General features: G+C 59.1%; 15 protein-coding genes. 9 read left to right on the forward strand and 6 right to left on the reverse strand.

The features are described from left to right. Nucleotides 1–61: 61 nt before the first annotated feature. From hpxZ to hpxW, 4 genes are read right to left on the reverse strand one after another with little or no spacing between them, the layout of a single operon-like run. The gene (gene hpxZ, locus HMPREF1144_RS16220) at nt 62–448 is read right to left on the reverse strand and encodes an oxalurate catabolism protein HpxZ (protein WP_009653539.1); all 387 of its coding nucleotides are present in this window, start codon (nt 446–448) and stop codon (nt 62–64) included. Beyond that, a complete protein-coding gene (locus HMPREF1144_RS16225; RefSeq protein ID WP_009653384.1) occupies nt 445–1,842 on the reverse strand; it encodes an AtzE family amidohydrolase in 1,398 nt (465 codons plus the stop codon). The genes hpxZ and HMPREF1144_RS16225 overlap by 4 nt, the downstream gene beginning before the upstream one ends. Then, nucleotides 1,839–2,027 carry an oxalurate catabolism protein HpxX gene (gene hpxX / locus HMPREF1144_RS16230; protein ID WP_042927956.1) on the reverse strand — a complete coding sequence of 63 codons (189 nt, stop codon included), beginning with the start codon at nt 2,025–2,027 and terminating at the stop codon, nt 1,839–1,841. The genes HMPREF1144_RS16225 and hpxX overlap by 4 nt, the downstream gene beginning before the upstream one ends. Before the next feature lie 9 nt (nt 2,028–2,036). Next, a complete protein-coding gene (gene hpxW / locus HMPREF1144_RS16235) occupies nt 2,037–3,620 on the reverse strand; it encodes an oxamate amidohydrolase (RefSeq protein WP_009653489.1) in 1,584 nt (527 codons plus the stop codon). A 168-nt stretch (nt 3,621–3,788) separates the two neighbouring features. Here hpxW and hpxU point away from each other — a divergent pair, with 168 nt between their 5' ends. The 7 genes from hpxU (at nt 3,789) to hpxK (ending at nt 10,191) form a co-directional block, all read left to right on the forward strand. Continuing rightward, complete coding sequence (gene hpxU / locus HMPREF1144_RS16240) at nt 3,789–4,628, forward strand: MurR/RpiR family transcriptional regulator HpxU (protein WP_004131213.1); 840 nt, start codon at nt 3,789–3,791, stop codon at nt 4,626–4,628. Between the two features lie 214 nt (nt 4,629–4,842). Next, nucleotides 4,843–5,628 (forward strand): transporter substrate-binding domain-containing protein, encoded by a 786-nt coding sequence (locus HMPREF1144_RS16245; protein ID WP_004849710.1) that lies wholly within the window; start codon nt 4,843–4,845, stop codon nt 5,626–5,628. Between the two features lie 9 nt (nt 5,629–5,637). Next, nucleotides 5,638–6,303, forward strand: a complete 666-nt coding sequence (locus HMPREF1144_RS16250; protein ID WP_004871413.1) for an amino acid ABC transporter permease — start codon at nt 5,638–5,640, stop codon at nt 6,301–6,303. After that, the gene (locus HMPREF1144_RS16255) at nt 6,303–6,959 is read left to right on the forward strand and encodes an amino acid ABC transporter permease (RefSeq protein ID WP_009653463.1); all 657 of its coding nucleotides are present in this window, start codon (nt 6,303–6,305) and stop codon (nt 6,957–6,959) included. The genes HMPREF1144_RS16250 and HMPREF1144_RS16255 overlap by 1 nt, the downstream gene beginning before the upstream one ends. Further along, nucleotides 6,940–7,680, forward strand: a complete 741-nt coding sequence (locus tag HMPREF1144_RS16260) for an amino acid ABC transporter ATP-binding protein (RefSeq protein WP_004131222.1) — start codon at nt 6,940–6,942, stop codon at nt 7,678–7,680. Before HMPREF1144_RS16255 ends, HMPREF1144_RS16260 begins: the two co-directional genes overlap by 20 nt. 10 nt (nt 7,681–7,690) lie before the next feature. Beyond that, complete coding sequence (locus HMPREF1144_RS16265; RefSeq protein WP_009653535.1) at nt 7,691–8,932, forward strand: pyridoxal-phosphate-dependent aminotransferase family protein; 1,242 nt, start codon at nt 7,691–7,693, stop codon at nt 8,930–8,932. Then, nucleotides 8,929–10,191, forward strand: a complete 1,263-nt coding sequence (gene hpxK / locus HMPREF1144_RS16270; RefSeq protein WP_042927919.1) for an allantoate amidohydrolase — start codon at nt 8,929–8,931, stop codon at nt 10,189–10,191. The genes HMPREF1144_RS16265 and hpxK overlap by 4 nt, the downstream gene beginning before the upstream one ends. Nucleotides 10,192–10,273: 82 nt before the next feature. Here the strand turns inward: hpxK and HMPREF1144_RS16275 are convergent, their stop codons facing one another. Continuing rightward, nucleotides 10,274–11,983 (reverse strand): pectate lyase, encoded by a 1,710-nt coding sequence (locus HMPREF1144_RS16275; protein ID WP_009653381.1) that lies wholly within the window; start codon nt 11,981–11,983, stop codon nt 10,274–10,276. 68 nt (nt 11,984–12,051) lie between these two features. Then, complete coding sequence (locus HMPREF1144_RS16280; RefSeq protein ID WP_004849723.1) at nt 12,052–12,753, reverse strand: oligogalacturonate-specific porin KdgM family protein; 702 nt, start codon at nt 12,751–12,753, stop codon at nt 12,052–12,054. A 690-nt stretch (nt 12,754–13,443) separates the two neighbouring features. Between HMPREF1144_RS16280 and HMPREF1144_RS16285 the strand changes: the two genes are divergently transcribed. After that, entirely contained in the window at nt 13,444–14,019 is a 576-nt protein-coding gene (locus HMPREF1144_RS16285; RefSeq protein WP_009653497.1) for a helix-turn-helix transcriptional regulator, read from the forward strand. Between the two features lie 119 nt (nt 14,020–14,138). Then, entirely contained in the window at nt 14,139–14,912 is a 774-nt protein-coding gene (locus tag HMPREF1144_RS16290; protein WP_009653378.1) for a nucleotidyltransferase domain-containing protein, read from the forward strand. Nucleotides 14,913–14,916 lie beyond the last annotated feature (4 nt).

The following is a 14,916-nucleotide window of genomic DNA, read 5'->3' on the forward strand; positions in this document are numbered from 1 at the left end:
GGATCGCAGACGTGTGCGGACCTGTAGCCCGGGTAAGCGCAGCGCAACCCGGGGGATTCCCTTAACTCATCAAACTCACCTGGGCGGCGACGATGCGCCAGCCGCAGGGGAAGCGCACCCAGGTTTGCTGCTGCCGGCCAATGCGCTCGCTGCCTTCGCGGGTGAATTCGGTGCTGCACACCGCGTAATCCTCGCCGAAGGTGGTGATGGTGGTGTGCCGCAGCGCGCGCTGCAGGCCGGCTGCCGGGCGGGCGGCGCGAAAGGCGCGGATTTCGTCGATACCGTAGAGATTTTCCCCGGCCCCCAGCCGCACCGTGCGCTTATCGTGCCAGAACAGCTCATCCAGTACCGCGATATCGTTGCTCACCAGCGCTTCCTCATAGCGGTAAAACGCCGCCGTCACCTCGGCGAGAACCAACGGGCGATTAATCTGCTCTTGCGTCATCATGCTGCTATCTCCACCGGGCGGGCGTCGGTAATGCCCATCTCCTCCAGCGCCCGCGCCGCGCGCAGACAGGCTTGTTCATTAAAAGGCGCGGCAATCAGCTGCAGGCCTATCGGCTGACCGTTCGCCGTACGCAGCGGCACGGTGACCACCGGCAGGCCAAGGAAGGAGATGGGCTGGGTCAGCATCCCCATGCTGGCGCGAATCGGCAGCGGCTGGCCGTTAATCTCCATGGTCTGCGCGCCGATGGGCGTCGCGCTGCACGGCGTGGCCGGGGCGATCAGCACATCCGCATGGGCGAACAGGGCTTTAAACGCCTGCTGCGCGTGGCGGCGGAAGCGCTGGGCCTGAAGATACCAGGCCGACGGGATCATCGCGCCCGCCAGCAGGCGCTCGCGTGAGTTCGGCTCAAAACGTTCGGGCTGGCTACGCAGCGCGGGCAGGTACTGATTTCCGCCCTCGGCGGCGCTGAGAATAAACGCCGCCGAGCGGGCCAGCTCCGCCTCCGGGAAGATCAGCTCCTCATGCGCCGCCAGCGCCCCGGCGACGCGAGCGACGGCCGCACGGGCGTCGTTATCGCACCACGTTGTAAAATAACCGCCGAGGGTGGCGCAGCGCAGGCCTTCGCGCCCGCGCGACAGCAGATTCGCCGTGCGCTCGCTGGCCTTGTCGGCCTGAAAACCATCGCCCGGATCGCGACCCTGCAGGGCATCGTAAACCGCGGAAAGGTCGCTGACGCAGCGGGCAAACGGACCGATATGGTCGAGGCTGGCGACGAAAGGATGGCTCCCGGAGCGCGACAAGCGGCCAAAGGTCGGCTTCAGGCCGAAGATCCCGCACAGCGATGCCGGGACGCGAATGGATCCGTTGGTGTCGCTTCCCAGCGAAAAATGCACCAGCCCGGCGGCCACCGCTGCCGCCGACCCGCCCGAGGAACCCCCGGCGATCCGCGAGAGATCGTGCGGATTACGCGTCGCCCCGTAGTGGCTGTTTTCGGTGGTAAACCCGTAGGCGTAGGCATCCATATTCAGCATCCCGGAGAGCAGCGCGCCCGCGCTATGCAGCTGGCGCACCGCCCAGCTGTCGGCAACGGCGGCGGGGCGATTGCTCAGCAGCTGCGCCCCGGCAAGGGTCGTGTGTCCGGCGACATCGAAAAGATTTTTCACCGCATAGGGAACGCCTGCCAGCGCGGGCAGAGGCTTTTTTTCCCGTCGCAGAGTATCGATATTCTCCGCCTCAGCGAGCATGCGTTTTTCGCTGACGTGGGTCCAGGCGTTGATCTGCGGGTTTACGCGGGCGATGTTCTCGAGGGTGTGGCGGGCGATCTCTTTGGCGCTGAGCTCGCCGGCGGCCAACGCACGCTGGATTTCGTGAATCGTCATTTCAGGCAGCTTCATGCTTTATAGACTCCGGCGATTTCGACGCGATCGTCGAGGGGAAAGGCCAGCAGCGGCCCGGCCATGGCGGCAATGCGGCTAAACTGCACCTTGAGCTCTGCGCGCCGCGCATCGTCCAGCTCCAGCGCCAGCAGCTGTTCCATTTGCGTGAGGTAAGCGTCCCATTCGTTGTGCGGTGTGTTCATCATCAGCTCCTAATATCCGGCGGCGGAGCCGTTGCTGCGCGGATCGCTGGCCCCCTCGAACAGACCGTTGGGGTGGCGAACGATCGCCCCGGCGTGGCCCATGGCTTCGCTGAAATCGGCCAGCACTTCAACGTCGTGCCCCAGCTGACGCAGGCGGGCAACGCATTCGGCGCTGAAGCGGCCTTCCAGCTTGAGCGAGTCGGAGGTTTGCCCCCAGGTACGTCCCAGCAGCCAGCGCGGTCGGGTGATGCTCTCCTGCAGCGGCGCGTTTTGCAGCACGTAGCGGGTGAAAATCGCGGCCTGGGTTTGCGGCTGGCCGTCGCCGCCCATGGAGCCGTACACCATCACCCGGCCATCGTTCAGCCTCGCGGCGGCGGGGTTGAGGGTGTGAAACGGCTGTTTACCGGGCGCCAGCGCCAGCAGGTGGCTCGGGTCGAGGCTGAAAGAGGCCCCGCGGTTCTGCCAGACAATTCCGCTCTCCGGCAGCACCACGCCGCTGCCGAATTCGTGATAAAGGCTTTGAATAAAGGAGACCGCCAGTCCGCTGTTATCGATAACCCCCATCCACACGGTATCGCCCGGGCCTTTGCCCGCGCCCCACGGGGCGGCCTGCTGGTCGTCGATGTTATCCGCCAGCGGCTGCAGCGCCGCCGCTGCCAGCAGGCTCTGGATATCGACATCAAGGTGGCGCGGATCGGTGATATGCGCGTCGCGCAGGCCGAAAGCCAGCTTGGTCGCCTCAACGATTCGGTGGACGGTCATCGCATCGTCGGCGTCGGCCATCGCCAGCCGGTCGGTGATGCCGAGGATCGCCAGCGAAACCAGCCCCTGGGTCGGCGGCGCGAGGTTCCACAGTTCCCCGTGCTGATGCTCAAGCCTGAGCGGCAGCGGGCGGCGGGCGCGATGCTGCTGCAGATCGCTGAGGGTGACGGGCAGTCCATACTGTTCCATGCCGCGGGCCAGATGCTCCGCCAGCGGCCCGCGATAGAAGCTGTCTAAACCGTCTTCGGTTAATCGGCGCAGGGTGTTCGCCAGCGCCGGCTGCAAAAAGCGGCTCCCGGCCTTCGGCGGCTGGCCGTCCACCAGAAAGGTTTCGGCGAAGCCGGGCTGGTCGCGCAGTTCGCTGAATTTCCCGGCGGTGGCGCTGGCCTGCGAGGCGGTCACCGGGATACCGCCGGCGGCGTAGCCGATGGCGTCTTCCAGCAGACGCGTCAGCGGCAAGAATTTCCCGGTTAACTCCCGCGAAACCTTCAGCGCTTCGTCCCAGCCGCTGACGGTGCCCGCCACGGTCAGGGCCGCCTGCGGGCCGCGGTGGGGGATCTGCGAGAGGCCGGCGTAGGCCTGCGGCGTCGCCAGCGACCCCGCCGCGCCGCTGGCGTCAATGGCGATGGGATCGCCCTCGGGGGGCACGATAAGCCAGAAGCCATCGCCGCCGAGGCCGTTCATATGCGGGTAAACCACGGCGATGGTCGCGGCGGCGGCGACCATCGCTTCTATCGCGCTTCCGCCTTCGCGCAGAACCGCCAGCGCGCTCTGGCTGGCCAGATGATGGGGCGCGACCGCCATCCCGTGGGCGGCAACATGACTTTGCATGGGGTGTCCTCAATTAACCGAATCGTCCGCAGAGGGTTGCAAAAGCTGTTCCATGTCTGAACGTAAAGTTTCAATTGCTGCTGGCGATGGGCGTTTTTTGTCGAACTGGCATGCATTATGAAAGACGTTAACGGTATAGTGCGGTGAAACGAAAGTTACAGAGGTCTTATGCAACAGCTTGATGAACGACTAAAAGAGCAGTACCCGTCTTTATCGCCGCAGGAACAGCGGGTGGCGGATTTTATTTTCGATCATTTTGATGACCTGATTAGCTACAACAGCGCCGAGCTGGCGCAGCTTAGCGGGGTATCGAAAGCCACGGTCAGCCGTCTGTTCAAGCGCCTGGGCTATGAAAAATATAAAGATATGCGCGATGAGCTGCGCACCCTGCGCCAGAGCGGAATGCCGCTGACCGATAATCGCGATGCGGTGCAGGGCAACACGCTGCTGGCGCGCCACTATAAGCAGGAGATGGCCAACCTGACCCAGTGGGTTAACGCCCTTGATGTCCAGCAGTTCGCCGAGGCGATTCAGGCGCTGGTGAGCGCCCGGCGTATCGTGATTATCGGCATGCGCAATGCTTATCCGGCGGCGCTGCATTTGCGCCAGCAGCTTTTACAGGCGCGCGGGCAGGTGCTGGTGCTGCCGCAGCCGGGACAAAGCTTAAGCGAGGAGCTGGTGGATTTAACCGCCGACGATGTGGTGGTGGTGATGGCGTTTCGCCGCCGTCCGCGAATTATTCGCCCGCTGCTGCAGCAGCTACAGAGCAGCGGTATTCCGGCGCTGCTGATGTGCGAACCGCAGGCCCACGGCCTGTTTCCGCTGGCGCGCTGGCAGCTTTGCGCGCCGCTGGATAGCGTATCGGCCTACGATAGCTACGCGTCGGTCAATAGCCTGATCAATCTGCTGTCGAACGCCTTTCTGCACGAAATTCTCGATAAAGGCCGCCCGCGGATTCACGATATTGCCACCCTCTATCAGCAGCTGGACGAGCTGGAACAACGATAATGGGGCGCCAGCGTGGTGCTTTGCATGATTTTGGTGCGATAAAATAATGGGGGAACGCGCGGTCTTTCCCTCTTAACTCCTCAATTTCCCTTGTTTTACGTTCGCTTAGCCAAACGGCGGGCTGACCCGATGCGTGGCGCTTTATCTGGCACATTAGTTGCAAAAGTGACTTCAAAGAATCTTTTGTTTCATGCTAACGTAACGGGTAAACATCATGAAGAAACTGTTGATCGCACTGGCCGGGGCCGCTTGTCTGTTAACCAACCTCCCGGCGGCGAAAGCTGACCAGCTCCAGGATATTGAAAAGCGCGGCACGATCCGCATTGCGGTGCCGCAGGATTTTCCGCCTTTTGGCTCGGTGGGTACCGACCTTCAGCCGCAGGGCTACGACATCGATATGGCGCGCTACCTCGCCAAAGAGATGAAGCTCAAGCTGCAGCTGGTGCCGGTCACCAGCGCCAACCGCGTGCCTTATCTGCAAACCGATAAGGTGGACCTGGTGATTTCCAGCCTCGGTAAAAACGCCGAGCGCGAGAAGGTGATCGACTTTAGTCGCGCCTATGCGCCGTTCTTCCTCGGCGTATTTGGTCCGAAGGGCGCAGAGCTGAAAGACCCGGCGGCGCTGAGCGGTAAAAGCGTGGGCGTGACCCGCGGCGCGGTGGAGGACATGGTGCTGACCAGCGTGGCGCCGAAAGAGGCGCAGATTAAGCGCTACGAAGATAACAACACCACGCTGTCGGCCTATTTATCTGGCCAGGTGCAGTATGTGGCCACCGGCAACCTGGTGGTGGCGGCCATCTCCCGGCAGAACGCTGACAAGGCCCCGGTGCCGAGCTTTATGCTGAAAGACTCGCCGTGCTTTATCGGCCTGAAGAAAAATGAACCGGCCCTGAAGGCGAAAGTGGATGCGCTGATTGAGCAGGGCGTGAAAGACGGTACCCTCAACGGGCTGTCTGAGAAGTGGATGAAAGCGCCGCTGCCTGCCAGCCTCGGCGCGTAAGGTTCGGGCATGACGGAGCAACTTCATTTCTCTGAGCTCTGGCCGCACTGGCCGGAGCTGCTGGCGGGGCTGTGGGTGACCATTCAGCTGACGGTGCTGGCGACCATAGGCGGCCTGACGATTGGCATTTTCGGCGCCGCCGTTCGCAGCGGACGTCCGACGTGGTTCAGCCGGATATGGGGCGGGTATGTCGAACTGATTCGCAACACGCCGTTTGTGGTACAGCTGTTTTTTATCGTCTTCGGCTTACCGAATCTGGGGCTGAAGATGACGGCGGGCGAGGCCGCGCTGCTGGCGATGGTGGTGAACCTCGGGGCCTACAGTACCGAGATCGTGCGCGCCGGGATTCAGGTGACGCCGAAAGGGCAGTGGGAAGCGGGGCGCGTACTGGGGCTGACCCGGACGCAGACCTTTATTCAGGTCATTCTGCCGCCCGCGCTGCAGCGCATTTATCCGGCGCTGGTGAGCCAGTGCATCATCGTCATGCTCGGTTCGTCGGTGGTGTCGCAGGTCTCTTATGAAGAGTTGACCTTTGCCGCCAACCTGATTCAGTCGCGCACCTTCCTCAGTTTTGAGGTCTATCTGGTGACGACGGGGATTTATTTAGCGCTATCGATAACGATGCGTCAGCTGCTGCTGGCGGCGGGACGTAAATGGCTGGGGGTACAGGCATGATGACCACCTTTACCGATTGGGACATTGTCCGCAATCTGCTGCTGGCCGGGCGCTGGACGGTGCTTCTGTCGCTGGTGGCATTTCTCGGCGGCGCGCTGGTGACGCTGCCGCTCCTGCTGCTGCGCATGACCGGCGGGCGCCAGGTAAAACGCCTGATCCGCGGCTATGTCGAACTTTTTCAGGGGACGCCGCTGTTGATGCAGCTGTTCCTCGCCTTTTTCGGCGTGGCGCTGTTCGGCATCGACGTTTCTGCGTGGACCGCGGCGTCGCTGGCACTGACGCTGTACACCAGCGCCTTTTTGCTCGATATCTGGTTCGGCAGCATTCGCGCCCTGCCAAAAGGGCAGTGGGAAGCGTCGCGCTGTCTGGGGCTGAGCTTTGGCCAGACGCTGTATCGCGTTGTCGCGCCGCAGGCGCTGCGGATCGCCATCGCCCCGACGGTCGGCTTTGCCGTGCAGGTGATCAAGGGCACGGCGCTGGCGTCGATTATCGGCTTCGTCGAGCTGACCAAAGCGGGCACCATGCTGACCAACGTCACCTATCAGCCGTTTAAAGTCTTTGCGCTGGTGGCGCTGGGCTATTTCATTCTGTGTTATCCGCTGTCCCGCTACAGCCGTTATCTGGAGAACAAATTCAATGCCTCTCATCACCATTAATCAGATGCAGAAGTATTACGGCGATAACCACGTGCTCAAGGGCGTCGATCTGGATATCGATATGGGCGAAGTGATCTCGATTATCGGCCGCAGCGGGTCGGGCAAAAGCACGCTGCTGCGCTGCATCAACGGCCTGGAAGGCTATCAGGAAGGCAGCATTAAGCTCGGCGGGATGACCATTACCGACCGCGACTCGCAGGCGCGGGAAATCAGCCGCTCTATCGGCATGGTGTTCCAGAACTTTAACTTGTTCCCGCATATGACGGCGCTGGAAAACGTGATGCTGGCGCCGCGTCGGGTACTGAAGAAGAGCGCCGCCGAGTGCCGTGAACTGGCCCAGCGGATGCTGGAAAAGGTCGGATTGGGCGACCGGCTCGATTACTACCCGTCGAGTCTCTCCGGCGGCCAGCAGCAGCGCGTGGCGATTGCCCGCGCGCTGGCGATGTCGCCAAAAGTTTTACTCTGTGACGAGATCACCTCGGCGCTGGATCCGGAGCTGGTTGGCGAAGTGCTTAAGGTGCTGGAGCAGCTGGCGGCGGAGGGAATGACGCTGATTCTCGTGACCCATGAAATGAATTTTGCCCGCGAAGTGGGCGACCGCGTGGTGTTTATGCATCAGGGACGCGTCTGGGAGCAGGGCGACAGCAAAACGCTGTTCGCCAACCCGCAGACCAGCGAACTGAAGCAGTTTATTTCCTCCGTGCGCGGCCTCAATCAATAAGGACTTAAAGATGGATATCACTCAGTTTCCGCAACTCAATCCGCCGTCGCGCCTGCTGATGGGGCCAGGCCCGATTAACGCCGACCCGCGCGTGCTGCGCGCCATGTCGAGCCAGCTGATCGGTCAGTACGACCCGGCGATGACCCACTATATGAACGAAGTGATGGCGCTGTACCGCGGCGTATTTCGTACCGAAAACCGCTGGACGATGCTGGCGGACGGAACCTCAAGGGCCGGGATTGAGGCGATACTCGTTTCGGCTATTCGGCCGGGGGACAAGGTGCTGGTGCCGGTGTTTGGCCGCTTCGGCCATCTGCTGTGCGAAATCGCCCGCCGCTGCCGGGCGGAAGTGCACACCATTGAAGTACCCTGGGGTGAGGTGTTCACTCCGGACCAGGTGGAGGATGCCATCAAACGTATTCGTCCGCGCCTGCTGCTGACGGTGCAGGGCGACACCTCCACCACGATGCTGCAGCCGCTGGCGGAGCTGGGGGATATCTGCCGCCGCTATGACGTCCTGTTTTACACTGACGCCACCGCTTCGCTGGGCGGCAACCCGCTGGAAACCGACGCCTGGGGGCTGGATGCGGTCTCGGCCGGGATGCAGAAGTGCCTCGGCGGCCCGTCCGGCACCTCGCCGATTACCCTCAGCGCGCGCATGGAAGAGGCGATTCGCCGCCGCAAATGCGTGGAAGAGGGGATCCGCACCGATGCCCACCGCGACGGCGACGAGGAGATGATCTACTCCAACTATTTCGATCTCGGCATGGTGATGGACTACTGGGGGCCAGAGCGCCTTAACCATCATACCGAGGCCACTACCGCGCTGTTCGGCGCCCGCGAATGCGCGCGGCTGATCCTCCAGGAGGGGCTGGATAACGGCATTGCCCGCCATAAGCTGCACGGCGACGCGCTGGTCAAAGGCATTCAGGCGATGGGGCTGGAGACCTTCGGCGACCTGAAACATAAGATGAACAACGTGCTTGGCGTCGTTATCCCGCAGGGTATCAACGGCGACCAGGCGCGCAAGCTGATGCTGGAAGATTTCGGTATTGAAATCGGTACCTCGTTCGGCCCGCTGCACGGCAAAGTGTGGCGGATCGGCACCATGGGCTACAACGCGCGTAAAGACTGCGTGATGACCACGCTCAGCGCCCTGGAGTCAGTGCTGAACTATCTCAAATTCCCGACCACCCAGGGCGCCGCGATGCAGGCCGCGTGGGATCACTATCGCAGCGAGAGCGCCCAATGAGTCCAGCACAACGCCAGCAGGCGGAAATGCAGCAGGCCGCGGCGCGGGTGATGGCCCGCGCCGATGAGCTGGCCGCGATCAGCGAAACGCCGGATGTCCTGACCCGGGTTTATCTCTCTCCTCAGCATCTTGCGGCCAACCAGCGGGCGGCGCTGTGGATGACCCAGGCCGGGATGACCGTCTGGCAGGACAGCGTCGGCAATATTTGCGGGCGCTACGAGGGAGAGCAGGAGGGGGCGCCCGCCATCCTGCTGGGGTCGCACCTTGATACGGTGCGCAACGCCGGGCGCTATGACGGTATGCTCGGCGTCCTGACGGCGATCGAGGTGGTGGACAGTCTGCATCGACAGGGGCGTAGGCTGAAAAAGGCGATCGAGATTGTCGGCTTTTGCGATGAAGAAGGGACGCGTTTCGGTATTACGCTGCTCGGCAGCCGCGGGCTGACCGGTACCTGGCCCGAGAGCTGGCTGGCGCAGACCGATGCCGATGGCGTCAGCGTGGCGCAGGCGATGGTGCTGGCCGGGCTGGATCCGGCGCGCATTCACCTGGCCGCCCGCCGCCAGGAGGAGATCGCCGCTTATCTGGAACTGCATATCGAGCAGGGGCCGTGCCTGGAGCAGGAAGGACTGGCTTTAGGCGTAGTGGAAGCGATTAACGGCGCGCGTCGTCTGAACTGCCGCTTTACCGGCGAGGCGGGACACGCCGGGACCGTACCGATGAGTCATCGGAAAGATGCGCTGGCCGCCGCCGCCGAATGGATGGTGCGGGTAGAGACGCTGACCCGCGAGCAGGGCGGAAACCGGGTCGCCACGGTGGGTACGCTGCGCTGCGCGCCCGGCGCGGTTAACGTCATTCCCGGCGAAGTCACGCTGACCCTCGACATTCGCGGGCCGAAAGACCAGCCGCTGGATGCGCTGCTGGATACGTTGCTGAATGAGGCGCAGGCCATTGCTTCTTGTCGCCAGCTGCGGTTCAGCGCCGAAGAGTTTTACCGGATTGCCGCTACCGCCTGCGAAAGCGGATTGCAGCAGGTATTGAACGAGGCGGTGCAGGAAGTGCAGGGGCGTTCGCTGACGCTGCCGAGCGGCGCCGGGCATGACGCTATCGCCATGGCCGAACGCTGGCCGTCAGCGATGCTATTTGTGCGCTGCAAAGGCGGCATCAGCCATCATCCCGCCGAGTCGGTCACCGCCGATGATGTGGCGCTGGCGATAGCGGCCTATTCGCGCGCGGTGTCGGCGCTGGATGCCGGAAATTAAGCGCCGGGCGGTCCGGCGCTGTGCAAGTGGAGCTGTCCCATCGCGGAACGGTCCCCCACCGGTGGCGGTGGGGGGGACCGTTTTATTTTTTGCCGTTCGGTTTGAGCTGTTCGCCGGGTCTGAGCCTGAACAGCTCGTCATCTCGGGTTGAGTAGCGAACCGTTCCGTCAGCCAGCCGATAAGCACCCTCGGTGAATCCCGCGCCGTTCAGGAACGGCGCCACCGCGTCCGGCGTGTTGCGGAAGGCGGCTTCCAGGGCGAGAAGCGCATAGGGGGCAATACTATCGATACTGGCATATTCGGCCTCAGGGTCATCGACAAAAAAGCCGTTGAGGCGCTGGTTGTTGATGATGTTTGCGCCGATGCGATCCGCCAGCGTCAAATAGTCCTGCTGCCCGGTGGCCTGCCACAGGTCGATAAGGGCGAAAATCGCATACGGCTGATGGTTCTCCGTTTGGCTATTCAGCCTGCGGTTTGCGCCGCCGGGTTCACCGATATCGCCTAAACCCTGGCCTTTCGCGATGCCGCGGGCGACTTTCCAGATGGCACGATCCGGTTCAAGCGTCCAGGCGCGGGCGTAGGAGAGAAGAAATTCATTTCCTGCCGGATAGGTTTTCAGCACCGTGCCTTTTTTCCCGTAATAGCCATCGCGTTTTAACGCATAGCCGGAGAGATCCGTGCCGTTGGCCAGCATCGGGCGGAAGGTATTGTTCTGCTCATCGTAAGCGTAGGTCGCGAAGGCCTTGAGGCCATCAAGGGTCCATTTTTTGAGATCGTCACCGTCTTTGCCGAGCGATTTGGCCAGGGCAAGCTGCATCAGCGCATTTTCTGAGTAGAGCGTGCTGGTCCGGCCCTTCAGCAGCATATTGCCTTCCAGCGCGTCCGGGCCCAGTTCGGGACCAAACTGACGCTGCGCACGGTCGCCGTATTTCGAGTGCGTGTCGCTATCATCGGTGGTGTCGGCGCGTTTTAGCGGTTGGGTAAACTGGTAGACGCCCAGTCCGGTTTTCTTATCTCGCGGCAGTACATACTGTTCGGCCAGACGCTTCGCCCACGTCAACGCGCCTGCGTCGCCATCGTATTTATAGAGCAGCGATGCGGAGTAGATAAGGTCGTTGCCGGCATTGAGAAAGCTCAGGCCTTTGGTGGCGAAAAAGGGCGGCTGTTGGACAAAATCACTTTGCCAGAGCGCGCCCATCGGTTTGCCGTACTCCCCGTGACGGCTGGTTTCCAGCGTTTTCCAGTCGTAAACATGAGCGTTCCAGAAAGCCTTGATAAAGCGCGCGGTGGCCTTGTCATCGACGGCAAACATCATGTCGTAATAGGGGTACGCGTTTTTAAGTTCATGGACCATTTCCTTTTCGCTCGGGCCTTGAGGCTGCAGCGTTTTCAAATCAACAAAGCGATGGCCTCCCCACAGCAGTAGTCCGCTGGCGTCCTGATAGTGGTCAAAGTAGTAGCGAATATTCTCCGCGACCCGCTGCTTATATTTTGCTTCGCCGGTCAGGTTGCTTAACCCTACCAGCACCCGCATCAAGTTTTGCTGGGCCGAGAAGTTCGACAGCACGGTCACTTTACCGTCCGGAAAGACCCATTCCATTTGCTTGCCGGTGCGAGGATCCACGCCGTTTGCCAGCAGAGGAGAGTGATGGCCGTACCGATCTCCCGCTTTATCCAGCACGACGTCAGCGAACTGCTTTACGCTGCTCAGCCGCGCGTTCTCCTGGGCGCCAGCACTCAGTGAGAAGAGACTCAGAGCGCCCAATGCAAGGGTGATTTTTGCAATCTTCATTATTATCCTCTTAATGAAAATAAGGGTTTAATAAAACCCTTATTTATTATCTGGCTGACAGGAAGTTATCAGAAGGAGTATTTCACACCAACGCGATAACGCGTTTGGCGTTCATCGGTGGTTTTACTGCCGGAAACGTTGCCGATGGCCATATAAGGAGACCAGTTTTTATCAAATTTATAGGTCAACTTAAAATCATGGGTCCAGTCGTAGCTTTCGTTATCCGCTAAAATAACCCCCGCGGAGTTGGCTTTTTTATAGTCCAGTTCATAATCGAGCTGATAATCTTTGAGGAATTTCCAGGAAAGAACGCTGGTCAGATTATAGCCGTTCTCTGAGGTGTCTTTAGACGTGCCGATATTGCCTGAATTGCGCTTGTAGTAAGGGCGGTAGCGCAGTGAGGCGCTGAGGTCATCCGTCAGGTTGGCTTTACCGCGCAGATAAGGGCGGTAGTTGTTTGAAGACGAACTGGTATCCAGAGAGAAACCAGGCTCTATCTGAAAGGTTTTATTTATTTTATGCACATAGCTTGCCACCACTTCGGTGCCGTTACTGACGGTTTCATCATAGGCTTTATTTTTATCCTGCGAACCTTTCCATTTCCCTTCCAGCGACAGGCCAAAGCCATTGGCAAAACGGTGCGACATCAGCAGTCTGTCTTTATGATTATTGCCGGCTTTGTCATTGGTTTCATGACGATAATCAAACGTCACCGCGTGGGCAGCAATACTGATAAAAGGGATCGTGACTAATAATAAGGAACGAAACATAGGGTGCCTCTACTTTTTTTATTTTCCAAAGGTACAAGAAATTACCTGCCGTAAAGCAGGCAGAACGATACACATTAAATTATTAGATGGTGGTGTGGTGCCGGGTGCCTCCCGGTGAATCAGGCGCTGACCTCCTGATTCGTCAATAAAAACGAAACGTCGATGAGGGTATTCCTCAATTCAGCATGACCCCGCCGCTTAGGGGGATTCACCACACATTATTCTTTATTCCCTGATGATGACTAACTCGCACTACCTGTAATTTTATTGAAAATAACTTTTACACAAAATGAAATTATGTTTTGAGATCGAGATCTGAATATTAAAAAGAGAGAGTAAATTTTTTTTATGTTATTTATAAAGATAATCCTAATTATATATTTACCATATTTATCATGGTGTTATATATTATTTTGTGGTTTTTTGACGCTTTTTTTGCGTGAATTTAAGGCTTTATTTGAACTGGCGGTAATCGTATTCCTATATTTTTAGACGCTCATTTTGTTAAAACTTAAAAATACTCTGATAGTTTCAATGGTTAAACCGAAGTCAATGCTTCCGATTCCTTTACCTAAACGAAAGCTAAACGGATAAGATTGCGCTATTGATCTGCCTGACGGACGACATAACACTCTCAGAAAACTATCCATATGGAAGGATAATAAAAGACAGTAACCTCGGGACTTCAAGATGACTATTCATGGAAAGGATCGTGTATTTATTTCTGGCGTAGAGACTCTATTGCATGAGATGAGCGATGGCGCGGATGCGGGGTTAAGCAACTGCGTGTATGTCACCTGCGGGATGGATATCCAGGAGATATATGCTTTGTTCTTTCGCCATCCGCCGGAGCACTACGCCATCTTCATCACCTCTGAGCGCCATTTTGAGGCCATCAACCGGCTGTTTCCGGGCCTGCTAAAGCTCTGTTTGTCAGAGAGGTTGACGGTCCAAGAGCTGCGTCAGGCGTTAAAAGTGATGGGCCTGTTATTGGCCCAGAACCAAAGCGTTGCTTATCTGCCCGATACGTTTAATTTTACCCACGCCGAGCAACAGATCATGAGGCTCAGTTTACGCGGCCATTCTCTGGATGATATTGCCCGTATTCGCGGGGTCAGCCCGTCCACGGTCAGCGTCCAGCGTACCCGGCTGATGAAGCGTATGGGGACCAACAGCCTGCAGGAGCTATGCTCCCTCTATGCGGCGATGCGTACCAGCGATCGCTCACGCACTCCGGCTAAGCTGAATGAGGATCGCGGTTATTGATTAATACAGCCCGTTGGTAAGCGCGAAAGGCGAACGCGAGATAATATTGTTTGCACGTCAGGCGCCAACGTACCGACCGCAGGTTGTTGCGGGCATACCGTCAGAAAACAGGAGAAAGAATGGCCGTCGATCGTAATGGCGACATTGCCCTGCCAAAATTGAACGCATTGCAGCCCGAATTCGCCCGCGTAGTGGACGGGGTCGTGGCAACGCTAACCCGGTGCTTCCCTGAACTGATGCATAGCCTTTATGTTTACGGTAGCGTGGCGCAAGGACGAGCTACGCCCGGCAAGTCCGATCTCGACATGAGCGTGATATTCCACGTTCGCCCCGATCGGGCCACAGCGGCGCGGCTCGCTGAGATTAAGCGTGAACTGGAAAAGAGCTATCCGGTTGTCAGTAAAATCGATTTTGATTGCGGTGTGCTGCCGCAAGTCCTGCACCCGGATCATACGCTGAGCTGGGGATACTGGCTTAAACATCATTGCGTCTGCGTGTACGGCGAAGATCTGAGCCGCCGGTTTGCTCCCTTTAAACCGGCAAAAGCTATCGCCGTTGCCGTAAATGGGGATTTCCTGCCGGTACTGGAAAAATTCATGGCACAAATACGCTCATCCGCGGATAAGAATGAAGGGTTACAGCTGCAGCGCGCTGCCGCACGCAAAATCATCCGCGCAACCAGTATCCTGCGTAGTGAGTACGACAAAGACTGGCCGGACACCCTTGCTGAGCACCATGGTAAGCTCATTGCCCGCTATCCTGAAAAAGCTGATGACATGGATTACCTGCTGGCAGTGAGTCATGAACCTCAGGGAGAGCTGGCCGACTTTGAAAAAAGGATTCTGGCTTTTGCCAGCTGGCTTAACGTCGAGTTTCATCGTCGTCAAAGCTGAGCGG

The organism is Klebsiella sp. OBRC7 (assembly GCF_000293135.1).
In the GTDB taxonomy this organism is placed as follows: domain Bacteria; phylum Pseudomonadota; class Gammaproteobacteria; order Enterobacterales; family Enterobacteriaceae; genus Klebsiella; species Klebsiella michiganensis.

What these genes read in the sequence shown, in the direction of transcription:
- hpxZ (WP_009653539.1), bottom strand. Translation starts at nt 448, where the DNA reads ATGATGACGCAAGAGCAGATTAATCGCCCGTTGGTTCTCGCCGAGGTG.
- HMPREF1144_RS16225 (WP_009653384.1), bottom strand. Translation starts at nt 1,842, where the DNA reads ATGAAGCTGCCTGAAATGACGATTCACGAAATCCAGCGTGCGTTGGCC.
- hpxX (WP_042927956.1), bottom strand. Translation starts at nt 2,027, where the DNA reads ATGAACACACCGCACAACGAATGGGACGCTTACCTCACGCAAATGGAA.
- hpxW (WP_009653489.1), bottom strand. Translation starts at nt 3,620, where the DNA reads ATGCAAAGTCATGTTGCCGCCCACGGGATGGCGGTCGCGCCCCATCAT.
- hpxU (WP_004131213.1), top strand. Translation starts at nt 3,789, where the DNA reads ATGCAACAGCTTGATGAACGACTAAAAGAGCAGTACCCGTCTTTATCG.
- HMPREF1144_RS16245 (WP_004849710.1), top strand. Translation starts at nt 4,843, where the DNA reads ATGAAGAAACTGTTGATCGCACTGGCCGGGGCCGCTTGTCTGTTAACC.
- HMPREF1144_RS16250 (WP_004871413.1), top strand. Translation starts at nt 5,638, where the DNA reads ATGACGGAGCAACTTCATTTCTCTGAGCTCTGGCCGCACTGGCCGGAG.
- HMPREF1144_RS16255 (WP_009653463.1), top strand. Translation starts at nt 6,303, where the DNA reads ATGACCACCTTTACCGATTGGGACATTGTCCGCAATCTGCTGCTGGCC.
- HMPREF1144_RS16260 (WP_004131222.1), top strand. Translation starts at nt 6,940, where the DNA reads ATGCCTCTCATCACCATTAATCAGATGCAGAAGTATTACGGCGATAAC.
- HMPREF1144_RS16265 (WP_009653535.1), top strand. Translation starts at nt 7,691, where the DNA reads ATGGATATCACTCAGTTTCCGCAACTCAATCCGCCGTCGCGCCTGCTG.
- hpxK (WP_042927919.1), top strand. Translation starts at nt 8,929, where the DNA reads ATGAGTCCAGCACAACGCCAGCAGGCGGAAATGCAGCAGGCCGCGGCG.
- HMPREF1144_RS16275 (WP_009653381.1), bottom strand. Translation starts at nt 11,983, where the DNA reads ATGAAGATTGCAAAAATCACCCTTGCATTGGGCGCTCTGAGTCTCTTC.
- HMPREF1144_RS16280 (WP_004849723.1), bottom strand. Translation starts at nt 12,753, where the DNA reads ATGTTTCGTTCCTTATTATTAGTCACGATCCCTTTTATCAGTATTGCT.
- HMPREF1144_RS16285 (WP_009653497.1), top strand. Translation starts at nt 13,444, where the DNA reads ATGACTATTCATGGAAAGGATCGTGTATTTATTTCTGGCGTAGAGACT.
- HMPREF1144_RS16290 (WP_009653378.1), top strand. Translation starts at nt 14,139, where the DNA reads ATGGCCGTCGATCGTAATGGCGACATTGCCCTGCCAAAATTGAACGCA.